Here is a 20,439-nt window from a genome sequence, read left to right on the forward strand (position 1 = left end):
AATAGAGACAAGTCAGGCGCAGACGTCATGCCTTTGTGGGGCTACACCTGCTCCAACCAGAGTTCTATGTCCTGTTCGTGCCAATCGGTCAGTAGGTGTACCCCTTCGTCCACCACCTTCAAATACATGTCGATGATGTCTGACGCCAGCACAAACAGGCGATGGCTGTCGGCATTGATCTGGTGCGGGTTGACTACATCGCTCTCCACCATACTGAGCAGGAAGTCGAGTTTGATCTCGAAACTTTTCAGCTGTGCCAGCAGGCTCAGGTCTTTGTCCAGCAAACCCTCCAAACGTTTGGTTTGATGGCGCAGTTTTTCATTGTTGACCCGGGTGCACTGGATGGCGTAACGCAGTTTGCTGGTGACATCCTTATCGCAGTAACCCAGTGCCGAGGCGTAGGTGGAAAGTGCGCGAATACGGCCGATCTGCTCGGCGACGGCGGGCATGAGGCGCGTAGAAAAATGCAGTACTTCCAGGTATTTAAAACGGTTGGGATAGCTGCTGGCCTCGCTGGGCTGATCGGTGTTGCGCTCGCTCTGCAGCAATGCCTGGGAGGTTGGCAGCTCCAGCTGTTTGCCCAGCGCGGCGACCATGCTCAGCAATTGCTCGATCAGGTGGCAGTGCAGTTCATAGTTATCCACCACGGCATCCTGCTGCCAATCGCGGCTGATGGTTAGCCAGGCATTGCTCAGGTTGTCCCTGTCCCGTGGGCTGAGCAGGTTCAAACTGCGCGCCGCAAACGCCTGTACCAATTCCAGGCGGCGCTCCAGTTGCGCCTGCAGCTGGGTCAGCTCACTGCGGAACAGGCTGTTACCACCCAGTGCCCCCATGGACATGCCCCGGTGGCGCTGCACCGCTTTAATCATATGGATAAGTTGTTTTAGCAAGGTGAGGGCATCCAGCCGCTGCTGGTACTCCTCGCAAAACCGGACAAATTGGGCTGAACCCTTGCTACCCGTTGGTGCAGAAAAAGAGGGGTTGTGCATGATGATAGTGCCTGTTCCCATGATTGCTATCGCTCTTTTCAAGATAATTCGCTGCATTCCGGTGCATTTATCTGCACGGAAGGGGTTGGATAACTGCTATTTCCCAATTAGTGGCAACAGCCGTGCCAGTTGCAAAATAAACTTTTTGCACAGGTGATAATGCTTGTGCCCATAAAAACACCGGCTTAATATCAATCATCTTGTCCTAATGACAATAATGTTTCTGTCAGCGATTACGCTGGCTGTGGAGTTTCCATGCCCAATAAACCTGTCAAACAGATAGTGATTGCCGGTGGCGGTACTGCCGGTTGGATGACGGCTGCCTATCTGGCCCGCTGGTTGGAGGGAACGGGTCTAAGCGTCACGCTGGTGGAATCTGAATTGATTGGCACTGTGGGGGTGGGCGAGGCGACAGTTCCCGGCATCCACCAGTTCATCCAGCATTTGGGCGTGAAAGAGCGCGAATTTATCGCAGCGACCCATGCCACCTTTAAGTTGGGTATTGAATTTGACGGCTGGTCGGCACCGGAACAGGCGTTTTTCCACCCTTTTGCCGGTTATGGCGTTGCCATTGAAAACCGCCCTTTTTACCAAACCTGGTGGTCGGCAAAGGGGCAGGGCTATGGCGCCAGTCTGAGTGATTTTTGTCTTTGTACCCAATTAGCCAGCGCCGGCAAGTTTGCCCAGCCCAGCTTTGACAGCGAGAGCCGCCTGGCCTGGTACAACTACGCCTATCACTTTGATGCCTCACTTTTTGCCAAATACCTGCGCAGTTATGCGGAAGCGCGCGGTGTGACGCGCATCGAAGGCAAGATCCAGCAAGTCCAGCTCGACCCGGACAGCGGTTTCATCCAGTCGCTGGTATTGGAATCCGGCCAGTCGCTGCATGGCGATTTGTTTGTGGATTGCTCGGGCATGAGCGCGCTGCTAATCCAGCAGGCCTTGGGGGTGGGTTACGAGGATTGGAGCCATTGGCTGCTGAGCGATTCGGCGCTCGCGGTGCAAACCCGGAGTGTGGCCGAGCCTGACCCCTTTACCCGCTCCAGTGCGCGCAGTGCCGGTTGGCAGTGGCATATCCCGCTGCAACACCGGGTGGGCAACGGTTACGTTTATGCCAGCCAATTTATCAGCGAGGATCAGGCGCGCGCCGAGCTGCTGGCCAACCTTAAGGGCGAGCTGCTGACCGAGCCGCGTTTGATCCGTTTCAAAACGGGCATGCGCCGCGACTTCTGGCACAAAAACTGTGTGGCCATTGGCCTCTCCAGCGGATTTTTGGAGCCCTTGGAGTCCACCAGCATTTCCCTGATCCAAACCGGCATTAGCAAGCTCGCCGCGTTTTTGGTGAGTTTTGAGATAAACGCGCAGCAGGTCGCCGAAGCCAACCGCCTCAACCGCCTGGAATACGAGCGCATCCGCGATTTCATCATCCTGCACTACAAGCTCAATGGTCGCCCCGAACCCCTGTGGCAAGCGGTGCGGGGGATGGATATTCCGCCCTCGCTCACAGAAAAAATCGCTGTGTTTAAAGCCCAGGGCAAAGTGAAATTGCTGGAGCAGGAAACCTTTGTGGAGGAGAGCTGGATCAGCATGTTTGCCGGTTTCGGGGTGAATCCCAATGGGCTTGCACCTTCTTCCGATCCACAAAAAATGCAATCCGTTATGGACAAGATGCGCGCGGCAATCCTCAAGGGTTGCGCCCTTGCCCCCTCCCATGCCGGCTTTTTACAGACGCTGCAGGACTAGCTGAAGGGCTAGCCGAAGGACCACAAGCCGAGTGAAATCGGCGGAATTGTTTCTTTTGGTATCACGAAATAGGCGCCAATTTTGTTATAGGTGATAAAGCTTGCACCGATAAAATCATTACCTTAATATTCGCTCATATAGTCATATATACCATATAGATTTTATCCTTCCGGAGTGAGCCCATTGTCCAGTTCCCGCCTGAATTCATCTGCCCTGCAGGCCAGCATTGCACCTTTTGGTTTGATGCTCGCCATAGCGGCTGTGTCGGTGCAGGCGGAGACTGTGGCGCCAATTTGGTTTGCTGCGCCGGCATCCGCGTGGGAGCCTGAAGGTTTGCCGATTGGCAACGGTGCCATGGGCGCGGTGATAGCCGGTGGCGTGCAAGAAGACCGTATCCAATTCAATGAAAAAACCCTGTGGACCGGTGGCCCAGGCGCTCAGGGTTACGATTTTGGCTGGCCAGACACTGCCCAGGGCGAAAAGGTCGCGCAGGTTCGTCGCCTAATCGATGCGCAGGGTTCCATAACACCGGAAGCCGCCGCCAAGCAGCTTGGCCGCAAAATCACCGCCTACGGTGATTATCAGACATTCGGCGATCTGGTTATTGTGTCCGGTAAAACTGTGTCGGATAAAAATGACAGCGGTGTCAGTGATGCTAATCTGGCACCTTTCAGTGATTATCGCCGCGCGCTGTCGCTCAGTGATGCCCAGGTGGATGTCAGCTATTCGCAGGCCGGCGTGAATTATCGCCGCGAATATCTGGCGAGTTATCCCGATGGGGTTATCGCTATTAAATACTCGGCGGATAAACCTGCCAGCATTTCTTTTTCTGCCAGCCTGCAAGTGCCGGATAACCGCAGCCTGAATGTAAACCTTGAGCAGGGGCGACTGATTGCCAGCGGCAAATTGCACAGCAATGGATTGCAATTTGAAACCCAAATCCAGTTCCTCAACCAGGGCGGCGAACTCAAGGCGGTAGCCGGCAATAAAATCCAAATCACGGGCGCCGACTCGGTAGTCGTTTTGTTGGCTGCAGGCACTGACTATGCCCAGCGCTACCCCGCGTATCGCGGCGCACATCCGCACCAGCGTTTGAATGCACTGCTGGATAACGCGATTAAAAAATCCTTCGCGCAAATTCAGCAAACACATCGCGCTGATCATCAGTCGCTGTTCAAGCGCGTGGCATTGGATATAGGCCAGAAACCCAATGCCCAGTTGGCCAAACTCACTACGCCGCAATTATTGGCGGGCTATCAAAAAGGCGATGCCAATTTGGATCGCACACTGGAAGCGACTTATTTTCAATTCGGCCGTTATTTATTAATTGCCTCATCGCGCCCCGGTTCACTGCCGGCCAACTTGCAAGGTGTTTGGAATAATTCCATCACTCCACCCTGGAATGCCGACTACCACGTCAACATTAATTTGCAGATGAATTATTGGTTGGCGGAAACCACCAATTTGCCGGAGCTGGCGCAACCTTTTTTTGCCTTTGTCGATAGCCTGGTTAAACCCGGCAGCATTGCCGCAAAACAAGTGGCCGGTGTAAATAAAGGTTGGGCGCTCTTCCTCAACACCAATATCTGGGGCTTTACCGGCGTTATCGATTGGCCCACCGCCTTTTGGCAACCCGAGGCCGCTGCCTGGCTCGCCCAACATTATTACGAGCACTATTTATTTTCGGGCGATGAAAAATTCCTGCGCAAACGTGCTTATCCCCTGATGAAAGGCGCCAGCGAATTCTGGCTGGAATTTTTAGTAAAGGACCCGCGCGATGGTTTATTCATTGTCACGCCCAGCTTCTCGCCCGAGCATGGCCCCTTTACTCGCGGCGCCGCCATGTCGCAGCAAATTGTGTTCGATTTATTGCGCAATACCCATGAAGCGGCGCTGCGCACTGGCGATAAAACCTTTGCAAAAAAATTGCAGCAAACACTCGCACAACTGGATCGCGGTATGCGCGTTGGCAGCTGGGGGCAATTGCAAGAGTGGAAAGAAGATTTGGATGATCCCAAAAATGATCATCGCCACATTTCCCATTTATTTGCCTTGCACCCGGGGCGCGATATCAACCCGCGCAACACACCTGAATTACTCGCGGCCGCGCGCACCACATTAAATGCGCGTGGCGATGGTGGCACCGGTTGGTCGCAGGCCTGGAAGGTAAATATGTGGGCGCGTTTATTAGATGGCAACCGCGCGCACAAAGTATTGGGCGAACAATTACAGCGCAGCACTCTCAGTAATTTGTGGGACAACCATCCACCTTTCCAAATCGATGGCAATTTTGGCGCAAGCGCCGGCATTGCAGAAATGTTGTTGCAAAGTCACGGCGATGAATTGCATTTGTTACCCGCACTGCCATCCCGCTGGCCCAATGGTTCGGTAAAAGGTTTGCGCGCGCGCGGTGGTTTCACTGTTGATTTGGAATGGCGCAACGGCGAATTAACCCGTGCGCTTATCCAACAATCTGCGCAGCATAAAAAAGCGCCACAAAAAATACACATCAGAACTTCACGCCCAGCAGCGCAATTTACGCTGGTGGATGTAAGCACCGGGAAATCCCTAAGGCTAGACGGCCAGGGGAATTCAGGGAGTTATACGCTAGAGGGAGCGGGAACATATCTCTTATCCAGCAGCGGGAGATAGCTTTAGGGGTAGTTTTACAATACTAACTGGAGAAAATCATGACAGCTAATAACAAGCACAACCTCGGTAAAACATTTTTAAAAAAACAATTACCGGCTTATATAAAACTGGCTTCCAGCGTTTCGCTGGTTGTTGGTGCTATGGGCGTAGCGCCTTATTCATTTGCGCAAGACGACGCTGATGCCTTGGAAGAAGTTGTAGTCACGGGTCAGCGCGCGAGTATTCAATCAGCGCAAGATGTAAAACGAAATGCAAGCGTGGTTGTAGATTCAATCGTTGCGGAAGATATTGGTAAATTGCCGGATCGCAGCGTAACTGAAGCACTGCAACGTGTTCCCGGTGTAACCGTTGGCCGTTATACCAACAACGATGCCGAGCATCCTGCTGCAGAAGGTAGCGGTGTTGCAGTTCGCGGTTTAACGCAAGTTCGCTCTGAATTAAATGGCCGCGATGTATTCTCCGCAGCCAGTGGTCGCGGTATCAGTTTTGAATCGGTTCCGGCTGAATTAATGTACGCCGTTGATACCTACAAAAGCCCATCAGCAGACATGATTGAAGGTGGTTTGGGCGGTACAGTAAACCTGCGCACTCGTATGCCTTTCGATTCTGATGGCCAAATGGTCAGCGTATCTGCCAAGGCAAACTACGGCGATCAAATGAAAGAAACCGACGGTGAATACTCCGGTTTATACAGCAACCGTTGGGAAACCGATGCAGGTGAATTTGGTGTTCTCGTGAACGCCTCTACCTCGGATTTGGCAACCCGTTCAGATCAGGTTTACTCCCGCGCTTATATGCCAAGAACTATTGATGGCGACGATGTTTGGGTTTCCAAAGGTGTGGACTGGCGCCGCAACGATCACCAAAGTACCCGTGAAGGTGGCTACCTTGCATTGCAATGGGCACCTAATGAAAACACTGAACTTTATTTCACTGCATTCCAAACCAAACACGATAACGTTTATGACGAAAATGCTTTCTTCCTCGAAGGTCATACAGGCGATCAAGCGTTAGTGCCAACCAGTGATAATGATTGGGTGTTCAGCGAAAACGGTGCAATGGAGTCGGGCACAGTGACCGTTACCAATCCCGCGCAGTGGGGGCTGGATTTTGGTACCAGTACACGCTGGGCGCAGAATGTTTCAAAAACCACTGATTACGCTACCGGCATCAAGTGGTCGCCAGATGACAAGTGGAAATTCTCTGCAGATTTACAATATGTAAAAGCAGAAGCCCATGTGGATGATTACACCCTTGGCTTGAAAGTAATTCCTGCTGAAGCCTATATGGACGGCATTGGCACAGAGACTCCTTCGATCATTATTGATGACGCCTACATGTCCAACTTTGCCAATTACAATCTTGGCCAGGCGATGACACATTTTGAGCGCAATGAAGCAGAGGCTAAAACCGGCCGCATTGATGCAGAATACGATTTTGATGGTGACATTATTAAATCGGTAAAAGCCGGTGTGCGTTTCTCTGAGAAAACTGCTGACAACATTAACACTGGTTACGACTGGAATACCCGTTACGCAACCTGGTTTGGTTTTGACAAAAACTCCATTCCAAAAGTAACACCGGAACAAGCTGAAAATTATTTAACTCTCTATTCATTTGATGATTTCCAACGTGGTGACGTTTCTGTTCCTGCGGCGGGATATTTGTATTCATCCAATGCCGCCAGAAATTTCCGTGCAACCACAGATGCAGTTAACGCCGATTGTGAAACCGGTGGCGCATGGTGGTGTGATGGCTTTGTATACTCTGAATGGGATCGTTTAGAGAATCCAATTTATAGAAACCTGCAGGAAGAAAAAACTGTCGCTATGTACATGATGGCGAATTACGGTTTTGATGATTTGGCTATGCCAATCGACGGTAATATTGGTGTGCGTGTTGTGCAAACCGATAATACTGCATCAGGGTTTTTGGTAGGTAATGAAGCACAGGATCAAGCCGGTAATGTTGTATTCGATGCGTTTAATGAACCGCTGAATGCTAAAACTAACCAAACTCATGTATTACCAAGTTTCAACCTGCGCATGCAAGCAACGGAAGATCTGTTTGTCCGTTTTGCCGCTTCCGAAGCGATTTGGAATCCATCGTTTTCCGATATGCAAGCATTTGTAACTATCAGTGCTGATATCAATGACGAAACCGGTGTTATCGAAGGCTTTAATTTGAGTCAGGATACCAACCCCTACCTGCAACCGATGGAAGCAACCCAGTTCGACTTGTCGGTTGAGTGGTACTTTGATTCAAACGGTGGTATGGCTTACGCGGCATTGTTTAACAAACAAGTTGAAGGTTTCTTTAAAAAGAATACTGACGGTTTTGCCATCGGTGAATTCACTGGTCAAGCCACTTGGTTGGACAATGTAGGTAGCGGTGATATCAACGGCTTGGAAATCGGTGTCAATAAATTCTTTGATGCACTGCCTGCACCCTTTGATGGCCTGGGCATTCAAGCAAACTACACTTACATCGATAGCAATGCGGATATTCCGTTAAATACCCAGCCAACCACGGGTGACACCCAAGCAGGCGCTGCGCCATTGGATACCGACCGCTCTTCCTATGGTCAATTGCCAATCGATCAGCTCTCTAAAAATGCATTCAATATTATTGGTATGTATGAAAAAGATGGCTTCTCTGCGCGTTTGGCTTACTCATGGAGAAGTAAATACCTGATCAGCTGGGGTGGTAATGGATTCGATCCAGACTTCAACGATGGTTTAGGTGGTAAGGCACGTATTCCTGTTTACAACGACGATTACGGTCAATTGGATGCGTCTGTCAGCTACACCTTCCTCGATAACTACACTGTGACTGCGGAAGCGTCTAATCTGCTGAAAGAGAAAACCGTGGGTATTATCGACCAAAACGCAGCGGGCGATCATGTTGCTTATTCTTATGCACAGGATGCACGTTTTGCTCTTGGTATCCGCGCCAGATTTTAATTAGCGCAGTTAAAAAAACCTTGCCCCGCCTTGCCCCGTTCGGGGCAAGGTTTTTTTGTTTTTATAATTCGCTATTCTCCTTTTTTACATTCGCACTATCGCAAGAGGAATTATGCAAACTTCCCCTCACTGTTGTTCATCGCTGTTGCGCTGGTTGGGTGCAAGTATTTTATGTTTTGCGGCTATGCCTTTATGGGCGGCGCCATTGCCTGATCTGGTTAGCAACAATGGCCGTCATGCGCTCATGGTAGATGGCGCTCCCTATTTAATCTTGGGAGCACAAACCAATAACTCCAGTAACTACCCTGATGCGTTAAAAGACGTTTGGCCATCGGTGGAGAAAATGCACGCGAATACCTTGAGTATTCCTGTTGCATGGGAGCAAATTGAACCGGTTGAAGGCGAGTTCGATTTTTCTTTTGTCGATGTGCTAATTAAACAAGCGCGTGAGCGCAAGGTAAAAGTTGTTTTGTTATGGTTTGCCACCTGGAAAAACAACGCACCCCACTATGCGCCTGCATGGGTGAAATTGGATAACCAACGTTTTCCGCGCGTGGTAAAACAGGATGGCGACACGCTGAATTCACTCTCGCCGCTGGGCCAAAATACCCTGGCAGCAGATAAAAAAGCCTTTGTGGAATTAATGAAATACCTGAAAAAAACCGATAAAGATCACACAGTGATTATGGTACAGGTGCAAAACGAAGTGGGCACCTATGGTGCGGTGCGCGATTATTCCGCCTTGGCCCAGCAACAATTTAACGCTCCTGTACCTGCCGACTTGCTGAATACACTCAATCTAAAACCTGGCAATTGGGCACAAGTATTTGGTAGCGATGCGGACGAATTTTTTCATGCGTATTACATCGCCAAATACTGCAATGAAATTGCACAAGCGGGTAAAGCGATTAAAAATTTACCTATGTATGTAAACGTAGCCCTGCGCAACCCGTTTAACCCCGGCTTGCCCGGCCAGTATTCCAGCGGTGGTGCCACCGATAATGTGTTGCACATTTGGAAAGCCGCCGCACCCGCGATAAATTTAATCGGCCCGGATATTTATTTCCGTGATCACAAAACCGTAACTAAAGTATTGGAATTATATGCGCGCCCGGATAATGCGTTATTTGTAGCCGAGATAGGTAACGACCAACCCTATGCGCGCTATTTTTATTCCACCCTCGGTTTGGGTGGTATTGGTTTTTCTCCCTTTGGTATGGACGACACCGGTTACACCAACTATCCGCTCGGTGCCAAAGAATATAACGATGAAACCATCGAACATTTTGCGCAGCACTATCGCGCAATAGAGCCCAATATGCGCGCTTGGGCAAAATTGTTATTTGAAAATAACAGTTGGGGTTTCGCCGAGCCGCTGGATACCACGGGCGATACGCAAAAAATCTGGAACGCTGAAGCAACACCCGCCGAAAAAGAACAGCACGCAAAAGACAAAGCCGCCGCGCTTACGCAATTGGTGGATGCGGGCCTGTGGGATATAGAAGTCACTTACGGTCGGCCCATGTTTTGGATAGCGCCCCCCGAAGGCAATACCCCGGCGGCTGGCGGTGCCTTGGTGGTGCAATTAAGTGATAACGAATATTTGGTTACTGCACATAAAGCGCGTGTGGAATTTAAACCTTCCGCTGAACTTATCAATAAAAAGTACATGATTGATCGTGTAGAAGAGGGCCGCTATGAGAATGGCAAATGGATTCTGTCGCGTGTTTGGAATGGCGATCAAACCGATTGGGGGTTAAATTTCAGTGATCGCCCAGTGCTGTTAAAAGTGAAAATGGCGGCTTACACCACGCATTAAGTTTTATTGTGAAATAGGCTGGGCTTGCTGCGTCAATCATCTTGGCGCGGCAAGTCCAGATTATAAAAACGAATGGCATTTCCACCCCAAATCGCTTGCGCTGCTTGCGGTGTATAACGCGCTAAAAAAGTTTCCGTTGTCTCCACCCATTGCCCATAAGTAGTGGCAAGGGTACATACCGGCCAATCGCTACCCCACATCAAGCGCTCTGCGCCAAAACATTTTATTAACTGGTTCATGTAGGGAAGCAAGCAATTAAAAGAGGTATCAGTTCCCGCTTCAGTTACCAAGCCGGAAAATTTGCAGTAGGCCGCTGTTTCCTCGCTGATTTTTTGCAGTTGTTCCGCCCAGGGCTTAAAAACATTGGCGGCAATATCCGGTTTTGCGCCGTGATCAATCACCAGTTTGAGTTCGGGGTAGCGCTGCAATAATTGATACAGCGCATTCAGGTGCACAGGTTTTACCAGTGCATCAAAAGTTAAATCATTATCGATCAGCCAGGTGAACACCGAATCCAGTTCAGGTTTTAGCATCCAGTTGGGGTCAGCTATGCCCTGAATCATCGGGCGAATTCCCAGAAATTTTGGCTGTTGGTGTAGCGCACTGAGCAACTCGGTAGCATTGGGCAAATTCATATCCACCCAGCCAACCACGCCTGCAATAAATGGATGTTGCTGCGCGAGCCGCAACATAAACTCCGTTTCTGCAAGGGTTTCAGTGGCCTGCACTATAACCGAATAGTCAATGCCATTTTGTTGCAGTTGTGGTTGCAAATCAGCGGGTAAAAAATCCCGCTGGAGTTTTGCCGGGCCGTTATTAAGCCAGTGGTAGTCGCCTCTGGCCAATTGCCAACAATGTTGATGGCTATCGATACGCAAATAGTTGGTCAATGCAGGCTCCTGTGATTGTTATTCTGGCCTTGGGCGCGGCAAACTCAGCGCGCCTTTATGCCTAGTAATTTCAGCAATTCGCGGCTGGGGAAACCATCGGCAATCATACCTTGCTGTTGTTGGAATTCGCTCAGGGCGCGGCGTGTGGCCGGGCCAAATATGCCATCGGGCGTGCCGGTATCAAACCCTTTGGTATTGAGCAGGCTTTGCAATTCAATCACCTGGTTGCGATGCAAACGCGGCACATTTTCCGGTGGCGATTGCATTAATTTTCCGCCGCCGGCAATTTGATCGGCCAGTTGGCCAACGGCAATCGCATAAAACTCCGAGCGGTTCCAGCGCATGATCACGTTAAAGTTTTCATACACCAAAAATGCTGGCCCCTGATGGCCGGCAGGCACCAGCAGTGACGCCTGAATATTTTCCGCGGGCAGTGGTGAATTGTCGGCGCGGGTTATTCCTAATTGGCGCCACTCGTTTAATGATTTGGTATTTTTTAAACCCGCTTCCAAAAACGGAAAGTTCGCGGGCAGTTTCACTTCGCGGCCCCAGCGCGAATTGGGTTGCCAGCCAAGGTTGCGTAAAAAGTTAGCGGCAGAACCCATGGCGTCTGCTGTGCTTTTCCATAAATCGCGTTTGTTGTCGCCATCGTAATCAACGGCGTTTTTGAGAAAGGCGGAAGGCATAAATTGCACGTGCCCCATGGCGCCCGCCCATGAGCCAACCATTTGCGCGGGCGCAATAGCACCTTCATCCAGAATGCGCAGCGCGTTCATTAATTCGATGGTAAAAAATTCGCTGCGTCGTGCATCGCAAGCAAGTGTGGCGAGTGAATCGACCACTTTAATATTGCCAAAATAGCTGCCGAAATTCGTTTCCAATCCCCAAAAGGACAATAAATAAGGCGCTGGTACGCCGTATTCCTGTTCCACTTTATCAAACAGGACGCGATGTTTTGCCCAAAGCTCACGCCCTTGTTTTACCCGCTGTTCGGTTACGCGGCGATTAAAATAGTCGGCAAAACTGGTGGTAAATTCCGGTTGCTGTTTGTCCAGCTCCAACACACGTTTATTCAATCTGGCATTCGCCAAACTGTTATTAATCACCGGCGCTGAAATGCCCTGGTTTTTTGCGATTTGCGCGAATTTGGTAAGGCACTGCGCAAAATCGGCTTCGCTGATCATCGCGCTGGTGTGTGTGGGTGCGGTTGTGGCTGCGGTGGCGGTGTTGGTCGCGCTTATTGATGTAGCGGCGGCTGGCTGGTTTGGTGTCGCGGGTGTCGGCGGCGTATTGGCGCAGGAGAGCAGGCTGGTACAACAGGTAATGGTGAGCAGCTGGCGCAGGCGATTAGTCGATACCAATGGGAGTCTGGTGTGTAGCGTCAGGGTGTCTGGCATGGGGTGCGTTTTCCTCAGGTTTCTGGCGTGCTATGGGGCTATTGTATGCCCATCCTCTGGCAAAGGGCATTGACTCATCTATTCTATGGGTTGCATGCTTGTCATCTATTTCCTCTTTTGGGGTAGAGGGATTTATCCACCGCGCCCCTGCGTTTTAGTTTCTTTGGAATATCGAATGAGTCCTCATTACTGTTTCTCTCTGCGTTTGCAGCATTTACTGCGTTTGGCCGTTATCGCCAGCTTGCCACTGGCGGCGCAACCGGGTGTTGCCAAACCCGCCACTGAATTTAATACCCCGCAATTCTGGTATGAATCCGGGCAGGCGGCACTTGCCGCCGCTAAACAGCCGGTGCCGCAGACCGGCAAGGCTAAAAATGTCATTCTGTTTGTGGGCGATGGCATGGGCATATCCACCGTGACTGCCGCGCGTATTTTGGAAGGGCAACAGCAAGCGCGCGATGGTGAAAGCAATCGCCTCGCGTTTGAAAAATTTCCCTACTTTGCGTTGAGCGTGACGGCCAGTGCCAACCAACAAACCTCGGATTCTGCCCCCACTGCCACTGCATTGGTGACGGGAATAAAAGCGAATGATGGCGCGATTTCGGTTAATCAAACCCTCGCGCGCAATGAACATCGCGCCGAGCAAGTAGCGGCCGCCAGTGTAAAAAGTATTTTGCAGCAAGCCGAAGAGCAGGGCTTGGCCACCGGCATAGTCACCACCGCGCGTGTCACCCATGCCACGCCCGCTACCAATTACGCCCATGTGCCTGATCGAGAATGGGAGGCCGATGCCAATTTGCCCGCTGGCGCAACAGTAAAAGATATAGCGCGGCAATTAATTGAATTTCCCTACGGCGATGGCATTGAAGTGGTGATGGGCGGCGGGCGTAAACAATTTTATGCCAGCACTGAAGCCGACCCTGAATACACCGGTCGCACCGGTATTCGGCGCGATGGTCGCAACCTGCACAAGGAATGGTTGGCAAAACATCCGCAGGCGGCATATGTGTGGAATAAAAAACAATTGGATGCGTTGGATATTAAAAAAACCAAACATTTGCTCGCCTTGTTTGGGCCATCGCATATGCGTTACGAAGCCGATCGCGCCGATGATATAGCGGGTGAACCATCGCTCGCCGAAATGACGCAAACCGCCATTCAGTTGCTACAAAAAAATAGAAAAGGTTTTTATTTAATGGTGGAAGCAGGGCGCATTGATCATGCCCACCATGCCGGCAATGCCTACCGCGCACTCACCGATGCGATTGCACTTTCAAATGCCGTAAAAGCGGCGCAGGCTGCCACTGATCCGCGCGAGACATTAATTATCGTCACCGCCGATCACAGTCACACCTTTACCATCGCCGGCTACCCCGAGCGCGGCAATCCCATATTGGGCAAAACCAAAGTGGATGGAGAATTTGCAACCGATTCTCTTGGCTTACCCTACACCACACTCGGCTACGCGAACGGCCCCGGTTTTACCGGTGGAAAAATTCGCCGCGAATTTAATGGCGACAATGAAACTGCAACCGCCGCCACCTACAGCGGCACCGCCGCGCGCCCCGATTTAACCCAGGTGGACACCACCAGTCCCAGCTATATGCAAGAAGCAGCTGTACCACTCGCGTCAGAAACCCACGGCGGTGAGGACGTAGGTATTTATGCGCTGGGGCCAAACGCGCATTTATTTCGCGGTGTGCAAGAGCAGCACCTTATTTATCACGTCATGGCCGATGCGCTTGGCCTGAATAAACAGGCTAAATAATGAAATCGTTTTGGGTAGTGTTATTTATTGCCGGCGTAAACCTGAGCTGCGCATTTCATTGCGATGAATTAAGCGAGCCGGTGTCGGTCACTAATACCAACAACCTGCCGCCACTCGCGGCAGAATTTGTCACCACCATTGCGGGCGATAATTCCACTCATAACATTGCACAGCTGGTGCGCAGCGGCGATGCGGTGGAGTGGAATTACCTCGCTAACAACACCAGCGAGTTATGGAAAAAAACTACGAACAATTTGTGGTTTTACCACAAAATATTTCACACCGACCGCCAAGTGATTGAATATTCCCCGGTGGACATGAATTTGCTCGGCATGCACCAGCAGTGGCAGTACTTCGCCATTAACCCTGCAATATTACCGGCACTCACCCACAGCAACGCCGCCGAAAATTTTCATGGGTTTTTAGCGATCCTCTACAGCGGAGAACAATCTGGCATTAACTATGAAGTCCTATGGCTCCCCCAACTCTCCCTCGCCGCCCGCATAACCGCTACCCAAGGCAAGCAAAAAACCATCACCGCAATCCGCGCGCTTTACGTGAATCAACAAGCCCCTTTCACCTTTTCAGATATCACCCAGTACCGCACCATCGAATACACCGATCTAGGCGATATGGAACGCGACCCGTTTGTTATGAAAATCCAGCATGAGTTGTTGGAGCATGGGCATTGAGGGGGGGGGTAGCTGTAAATTGGGCGTGGTAAAAAATAAAACCCCGGGCAGCGAATTAGCTGATCGGAGTTTTTAATCAGCAAAAATTATTTTTTGCCCAACTCAACGATATATTTTTTTGATTTTTACCTGGACATTACGGGTTGCTATGGATTGTGCAGGCTAATTTTTGACCATTTTCCACGCCCCATTATCTAACTGAAGGCTATAGTCTTTGAAAATAAAATCTGGCTGACCTTTTGTGGAGCGTGAAGGGTTCCATTCGGCTCTTTTGAATATGAGTTTTTCCTTCGTTACCCATTTTGTTTTTTCGGGCCACCAAATATTTTCAGTGCTTGCTTCAAAAACCTTTCTTATTTCATTTTTTTTGACTTGATAAACTTGAAGGCAGGTTGGGGTCATTTCTGTGTAAGGGTTCATTTCTGAAAACGCCACATAATTGTTTTCTGGAGAGAACATAGGAAAACCACAAACGGGAGTTAAAACGGCTGTTTTCCTATCAAAAATACTCCATGAATTACCTTCAAAATATTGAACATATAGCGATACAAATCTTTTGTCATCTGATACTCCGACTGCCAGAACATGTACAGTAGCCTCACTGTCATCTTTATTCTTATTCTCTTTTATATGATGTATGTCGCCCGCAGCAGAAACAATTTCTAGGGATTCATTTTTTCTGGAAATTATTCCCTTATTGAGTGCGATAATACTTTTTTCAATTTTTAATGCACATTCAAAACTATTTCCTAATTCCGGACAGGACACTTTATTTTCAGGTGTACTTAAATCAATAGCGCTAGCCTTAATGGAAATTAAGATCAGTAATACAAGGAGAGAAATTTTATTCATGATTATCCTTTTTTCATGTTAAGCACGGGTAGCTTTTTAAATCCATAAACTAGTAGCGTGCTTTTGCGCAGCAAAAACCCATGGTTACTATTTGTAAATTGCACATCCATGTTGCCTAAGCTTTCTTTATCTTTTCAGATATCGCACGGTCTCGCACCATCGAATACACCGGTCTAGGTGATATGGAGCGCGACCCGTTTGTCATGAAAATCCAGCATGAATTGGTGGAGCAGCATGGGCATTGAGGGGCACTGTAAATTAGGATCGGAAAAAAATGGAAGTAGGCTCATCGTGGCAGTGGTGGTTTTCCTTATCAATAATTTTCTAATGCGAGGAACTTTCTTCTGTCTACTGATCGAGCAGCAAGGCACTATGGCCATTTCCAGATTTTCAAACCACCAGAGCTCTATTTTTCTTAGCAGATTAACCATTTCTGAAAACACTTCAGAAACCTCAAAATCTAGCTCTTCTGCGGTGAATTTAAGCATTTCATGAGCCAAGGTATTCCTACATTTCTTAATGTACTCAAAACGTTCCAAGTCTTTTTCATTTATGGCGCCTATATTTTGCAACCATTTTAAAGAAGCATATAGAGGGCTTTTATTTAATGAAAGAACCTTGTGCTTGTATTCTTCGCTGATTATAAATCCATTTTCATCAAGGCCATTTGTGTAGAAGCTATGTATTTTTTCTACAATGCTATCTTTTAGCATTTCAAATGCCATAGAAAATATTGAGGCCGTAATAATATTTTTCTTAAGTGTTTTGGGGTGAAGCGCTCTTTGCCACGATGCCTTTACTTTTGCCTCCATGTTCATTCCTACTGTCCAGCGCACGCAGTGCGCGATGTTGGAGCACTTTATTATGTTTTACCTTGTATAGTTAATATAGCCAAAACTATATTCTTTAACCATTTTGATGGTTTCTTCAATTCTCTGTGGCAATGGACTAAATCGCTTTTCCACAGCCTCTATGTATTGCTTTGTAACCTCAAAAAAGTGCGATGGCATTTCAAATTCTGCTAAATTTTCAAATAGCTCACCTTTTGAAAATTGCTTCTCAAGGTACACTGCTACTCGTTGTAACTTTCTCTGCCAATTATAAGGGTATGTATCTTGAAGAGATTCATCCATCTTAACGCTCGGCTGAATAAGAGTTGTTCCGTGCGCAAGAACATTTCTCAAAACAAAAAGCGAGCTAATTCCCTCCTTTATTTCTTCGGATACTAATTTTTCAAGAGAAACATCATAGTAGAATGAGTATTGTTCTTTCAGTTTGTCCCAGCCACCCTGCATTTCTATGTCAGATAAAAACTTAGAAAGTAGTTGTTCTGGTTTTGATGGTGAGGTTTGCCCTAGCGAACGACCTTTTATAACAGCTTGATCAATATCAGATGTTACTCGGTCAGAAATTATTCCTCTCAATATTCCTTCTATTATTGAAGCATTGAGAATCAGAAGTGCAAAAGCATGATTATAGTTGACGTACTTACTTGGAGTTCTTTTTGCAAAATCCGCATTAATTTCTTCTATGCTATGTTGCTTTTTATAGGCCATAGCCATGCTTTCATAAGCAATCAATAGTGATCTTGATGTATCCCAACCTTTATATTTGGCCATACCTTTCCTTCAACATAACAGTTTATTAGACGGCTCAAGCCATATATTTTCCCGCAGCATATTAATTCTGATGAAGTTTTGCAGAATCTTAAAATCACATGATATCAAAGCGATAAACCGCATGAGCTGTTTATTCTGCTCAAACGTCCGCTTTGGCACACTCCATCCCTTCGGCGGCTTGCTTCGCGAAGCTCGCCCTACACAACATTACCCGATGATTGAAGCACATAACAACTGAATAACAAATCCCGCACACAAACGTAATTACCGCTTATTACACGCGTAAAGAATTAATAAGCCGCTGCGGGTAAAGCCCTGTGTGGGTGGTTTGGCTTTAAAATATCGGGAAATCACTGAGGAGGTTTTTATGTCAGTTGAATTTTCTTTGCTTGAGCTTGCTTCGGTGCGAGTGGATGAAACGCCTTGCGATACGTTTAAGCACACGGTGGCTTATGCGCAGGCGGCGGATGGGTTGGGGTTTAAGCGGTTTTGGTTGGCGGAGCACCATAATATGCAGGGCATTGCCAGTTCTGCGACGGCGGTGTTGATTGGCCATGTGGCGGGGAATACGCAGCGGCTGCGTGTGGGTTCTGGGGGCATTATGTTGCCCAACCATTCGCCGTTAATTGTGGCGGAACAATTTGGCACTTTGGCGTCACTGTATGGCGACCGTATTGATTTAGGTTTGGGGCGTGCGCCGGGTACTGACCCGGTGACCAGTCGCGCGTTAAAACGCGATGATTCGGCGGCAGAAAATTTTGCGCAAGAAGTGCAGGTAATCCAGCAATTATTGCAACCGAGTCAACCGCAGCAGCGTTTGCGTGCGGTGCCGGGCGAGGGCACACAGGTGCCGATTTGGATTTTAGGTTCCAGCCTTTACAGCGCAGGCCTAGCCGCACAACTGGGTTTGCCTTATTCATTTGCGGGGCATTTTGCACCGGCTTATATGCGCGCGGCGCTTAAACGTTACCGCACAGAGTTTCGCCCTTCTGCACATTTGGAAAAACCTTATTTTGTGTTGGGTTTGCCGGTGGTGTGGAGTGAAACCGCCGAGCAGGCGATGTTTAACGCGAGCACCAGTTTTCAGCGCATTACCGCTTTATTTCGCGGTGAACCTTTATGGTTGTGCCCGCCGAAACCGGTTGAGCAATTGGACTGGTCGATAGGTGAAAAACACAGCGTACAAGAATTTTTGGCGCTGGCACAAATTGGCGATGAGTTGGAAATTTTGGATGGCTTACAACAGCTGCGCGATGAACTCGCGGTAGATGAGTTTATGTTTACCATCGATGTTTATGATCGCGCACTGCGCGTTCAAACATTGGAAGTGCTCGCGCGTATTAAAGCGCATTTGCGCTAACTATTTTTATATGGGACGTAAATTTTTATGTAGGGCTTAACTTTTAATGTAGGGCGTAACTTTTAATCTAGGGAGTAGCAACAGCCCCGCAAGCCGTTGCACTTCTTACGGGCTACGGAAGTTGTGCGTAGGTGATGACGCGATTACGGCCGGAGGCTTTAGCGTTGTAGAGCGCTTCGTCGGCGCGTAGGATTAGATCGGTTGCATGTGTTTCCTCTGCGCGCCAATCGCTGCTACCGATGCTCATGGTCATGCGGCCGACTTCGGGGAAGGTGGCAGATTCAATGGCGCTGCGAATTTTTTCGGCAACAGTCATCACTTCGGTAGCGCTGGGCGCATTGGGTAAAAGCACCACAAATTCTTCGCCGCCGTAGCGTGCGACAAAATCCGTCGCGCGGGTGTTTTGCGTAATCAAGCTGGCGATTTGTTGTAACACTGCATCGCCCACCGGGTGGCCATAGTTGTCGTTTACTTTTTTAAAGTGATCCGCATCGAGCAATAAAATAGAAAAGCCGCGCCCGGTGCGTTTACCCATTTGTACATAAGCCGTTAATGTTTCATCAAAGCTGCGCCGATTGTGTATGCCGGTTAAAGGGTCTGTGGTCGCCAGGTGTTCCAATTGTTTATTGGCGGCCGCCAGAGCTTCGGTGCGCTGCAACACTTGTTGCTCCAGCGTTCGATTCAATAATTCCAATTCGTGCTCGCGTGTGAGTAGCGAGTCAGTCATGGATTGCATGGCGTTGCTCAACTGCGCGACTTCACTCAGGCTAGTGTCGCTAGGGTATTGCGGTGCACTGGTGTTGTGTTGAATGCAGTGCGCGGCAGCGGCGAGTTGCTCGATGGGTTTGCTCACACTTTGCGCCAGGCGCCAGGCTAATAATGCAAATACTATAACGGCGATAAATGCCAGCACTAACAACCGCGCGTACATGTCGTACACCGGGATGAGTGCATTTTCCAGCGATTGGCGCACCACAATTCGCCAGCCAAAATTGGTGGGCGAATCTGCATTTACCAATACCTGACTGGTTATATAACTGCGCCCGTCATCCCAGGTTGCAATTGAATAGGTGTTGCTGAGTGGTAACTGTTTGGGGAGTTGGCTCACGCCTGCCAGCGCTTGCGGGTAGAGCACATTGCCGCTGTTGCTCACAATCAGGATCTGCGCATCGCTGTTAGTTTCTCGGCGATTAATGACGGCTTGTACTGTGTTGGTAACCCAGTTCCAATGCGCGTGTGCGGCAACAACACCAACCACCTTGCCATCATTGGTGCGAATGGGCGCAGCAAAATCGATAAAGCGCAGGGGTTCATCGGCGTGAGGGTTGGGCAACAATTTGGCGAGTAACAGTGCTTCGTGAACATCGCCGCTGTAAATATTTTTTAACCCGGCGATAAACCAGGGGCGCTGCGCTACAGATTGCCCGACGAGCATATTGTTGCTGGCTTGAATCACATTGCCTGCCGCATCGGCCACGCCCAGCCAGGCAAATTCGCTGCGCAGTGTGCGGCGCCGGTCGAGCGAGGCGAGAATGTCGGGGCTGGTTAAATCGCCGCGCACAAAATGCGGCGCTTGGCTGAGCAGTACAATTTCTATTTCGCGCTCACGCAAGTTGGCGCCCAGCAGTTCGGCAGCGGCAACGGCTTGGGCATGAACAGCTTCTCCGGCATTTATTTTCATTTGGTTGGTTGTTA

At 49.3% G+C, this 20,439-nt stretch carries 14 protein-coding genes; 7 read left to right on the plus strand and 7 right to left on the minus strand.

The genetic code is table 11. From position 1 onward, the window contains the following. Positions 1-41: 41 nt before the first annotated feature. Positions 42-989 (minus strand): hypothetical protein, encoded by a 948-nt coding sequence (locus ACFODX_RS00415; RefSeq protein WP_378114921.1) that lies wholly within the window; start codon positions 987-989, stop codon positions 42-44. Between the two features lie 255 nt (positions 990-1,244). On the opposite strand from ACFODX_RS00415, the gene ACFODX_RS00420 reads away from it, so the two are divergent. The 4 genes from ACFODX_RS00420 (at position 1,245) to ACFODX_RS00435 (ending at position 10,166) form a co-directional block, all read left to right on the plus strand. Continuing rightward, on the plus strand, positions 1,245-2,732 hold the full coding sequence (locus tag ACFODX_RS00420; protein ID WP_378114923.1) for a tryptophan halogenase family protein: 1,488 nt from the start codon (positions 1,245-1,247) through the stop codon (positions 2,730-2,732). 183 nt (positions 2,733-2,915) lie between these two features. Next, a complete protein-coding gene (locus tag ACFODX_RS00425; RefSeq protein ID WP_378114925.1) occupies positions 2,916-5,384 on the plus strand; it encodes a glycoside hydrolase family 95 protein in 2,469 nt (822 codons plus the stop codon). A gap of 38 nt (positions 5,385-5,422) precedes the next feature. After that, complete coding sequence (locus ACFODX_RS00430) at positions 5,423-8,347, plus strand: TonB-dependent receptor (RefSeq protein WP_378114927.1); 2,925 nt, start codon at positions 5,423-5,425, stop codon at positions 8,345-8,347. A gap of 112 nt (positions 8,348-8,459) precedes the next feature. Continuing rightward, positions 8,460-10,166, plus strand: coding sequence for a DUF5597 domain-containing protein (locus ACFODX_RS00435; protein ID WP_378114929.1), 1,707 nt, complete (start codon positions 8,460-8,462; stop codon positions 10,164-10,166). Between the two features lie 32 nt (positions 10,167-10,198). On the opposite strand, the gene ACFODX_RS00440 is transcribed toward ACFODX_RS00435, so the two are convergent. Then, entirely contained in the window at positions 10,199-11,056 is an 858-nt protein-coding gene (locus tag ACFODX_RS00440) for an amidohydrolase family protein (RefSeq protein WP_378114931.1), read from the minus strand. Between the two features lie 44 nt (positions 11,057-11,100). Further along, positions 11,101-12,453, minus strand: coding sequence for a lytic murein transglycosylase (locus tag ACFODX_RS00445; RefSeq protein WP_378114933.1), 1,353 nt, complete (start codon positions 12,451-12,453; stop codon positions 11,101-11,103). 175 nt (positions 12,454-12,628) lie between these two features. Here ACFODX_RS00445 and ACFODX_RS00450 point away from each other — a divergent pair, with 175 nt between their 5' ends. Together ACFODX_RS00450 and ACFODX_RS00455 are read left to right on the plus strand one after the other, a co-directional pair. Next, positions 12,629-14,221 carry an alkaline phosphatase gene (locus ACFODX_RS00450; RefSeq protein WP_378114935.1) on the plus strand — a complete coding sequence of 531 codons (1,593 nt, stop codon included), beginning with the start codon at positions 12,629-12,631 and terminating at the stop codon, positions 14,219-14,221. Continuing rightward, complete coding sequence (locus tag ACFODX_RS00455; RefSeq protein WP_378114937.1) at positions 14,221-14,913, plus strand: hypothetical protein; 693 nt, start codon at positions 14,221-14,223, stop codon at positions 14,911-14,913. The genes ACFODX_RS00450 and ACFODX_RS00455 overlap by 1 nt, the downstream gene beginning before the upstream one ends. A gap of 162 nt (positions 14,914-15,075) precedes the next feature. Here the strand turns inward: ACFODX_RS00455 and ACFODX_RS00460 are convergent, their stop codons facing one another. From ACFODX_RS00460 to ACFODX_RS00470, 3 genes are all read right to left on the minus strand, one after another. After that, the gene (locus ACFODX_RS00460; RefSeq protein WP_378114939.1) at positions 15,076-15,765 is read right to left on the minus strand and encodes a hypothetical protein; all 690 of its coding nucleotides are present in this window, start codon (positions 15,763-15,765) and stop codon (positions 15,076-15,078) included. A 173-nt stretch (positions 15,766-15,938) separates the two neighbouring features. Continuing rightward, a complete protein-coding gene (locus ACFODX_RS00465) occupies positions 15,939-16,577 on the minus strand; it encodes a hypothetical protein (RefSeq protein WP_378114941.1) in 639 nt (212 codons plus the stop codon). 57 nt (positions 16,578-16,634) lie between these two features. Next, on the minus strand, positions 16,635-17,384 hold the full coding sequence (locus tag ACFODX_RS00470; RefSeq protein WP_378114943.1) for a hypothetical protein: 750 nt from the start codon (positions 17,382-17,384) through the stop codon (positions 16,635-16,637). Between the two features lie 367 nt (positions 17,385-17,751). Between ACFODX_RS00470 and ACFODX_RS00475 the strand changes: the two genes are divergently transcribed. After that, a complete protein-coding gene (locus ACFODX_RS00475; protein WP_378114945.1) occupies positions 17,752-18,744 on the plus strand; it encodes an LLM class flavin-dependent oxidoreductase in 993 nt (330 codons plus the stop codon). A 112-nt stretch (positions 18,745-18,856) separates the two neighbouring features. Here ACFODX_RS00475 and ACFODX_RS00480 read toward each other — a convergent pair whose 3' ends face one another. Continuing rightward, positions 18,857-20,425, minus strand: coding sequence for a sensor domain-containing diguanylate cyclase (locus ACFODX_RS00480; protein ID WP_378114947.1), 1,569 nt, complete (start codon positions 20,423-20,425; stop codon positions 18,857-18,859). Positions 20,426-20,439: the final 14 nt, after the last annotated feature.

Origin of the sequence: Cellvibrio fontiphilus, from assembly GCF_042646205.1 — a bacterium.
In the GTDB taxonomy this organism is placed as follows: Bacteria; Pseudomonadota; Gammaproteobacteria; order Pseudomonadales; family Cellvibrionaceae; genus Cellvibrio; species Cellvibrio fontiphilus_A.

What these genes read in the sequence shown, in the direction of transcription:
- ACFODX_RS00445 (WP_378114933.1), bottom strand. Translation starts at nt 12,453, where the DNA reads ATGCCAGACACCCTGACGCTACACACCAGACTCCCATTGGTATCGACT.
- ACFODX_RS00470 (WP_378114943.1), bottom strand. Translation starts at nt 17,384, where the DNA reads ATGGCCAAATATAAAGGTTGGGATACATCAAGATCACTATTGATTGCT.
- ACFODX_RS00415 (WP_378114921.1), bottom strand. Translation starts at nt 989, where the DNA reads ATGCACAACCCCTCTTTTTCTGCACCAACGGGTAGCAAGGGTTCAGCC.
- ACFODX_RS00465 (WP_378114941.1), bottom strand. Translation starts at nt 16,577, where the DNA reads ATGGAGGCAAAAGTAAAGGCATCGTGGCAAAGAGCGCTTCACCCCAAA.
- ACFODX_RS00480 (WP_378114947.1), bottom strand. Translation starts at nt 20,425, where the DNA reads ATGAAAATAAATGCCGGAGAAGCTGTTCATGCCCAAGCCGTTGCCGCT.
- ACFODX_RS00450 (WP_378114935.1), top strand. Translation starts at nt 12,629, where the DNA reads ATGAGTCCTCATTACTGTTTCTCTCTGCGTTTGCAGCATTTACTGCGT.
- ACFODX_RS00430 (WP_378114927.1), top strand. Translation starts at nt 5,423, where the DNA reads ATGACAGCTAATAACAAGCACAACCTCGGTAAAACATTTTTAAAAAAA.
- ACFODX_RS00460 (WP_378114939.1), bottom strand. Translation starts at nt 15,765, where the DNA reads ATGAATAAAATTTCTCTCCTTGTATTACTGATCTTAATTTCCATTAAG.
- ACFODX_RS00455 (WP_378114937.1), top strand. Translation starts at nt 14,221, where the DNA reads ATGAAATCGTTTTGGGTAGTGTTATTTATTGCCGGCGTAAACCTGAGC.
- ACFODX_RS00420 (WP_378114923.1), top strand. Translation starts at nt 1,245, where the DNA reads ATGCCCAATAAACCTGTCAAACAGATAGTGATTGCCGGTGGCGGTACT.
- ACFODX_RS00435 (WP_378114929.1), top strand. Translation starts at nt 8,460, where the DNA reads ATGCAAACTTCCCCTCACTGTTGTTCATCGCTGTTGCGCTGGTTGGGT.
- ACFODX_RS00475 (WP_378114945.1), top strand. Translation starts at nt 17,752, where the DNA reads ATGTCAGTTGAATTTTCTTTGCTTGAGCTTGCTTCGGTGCGAGTGGAT.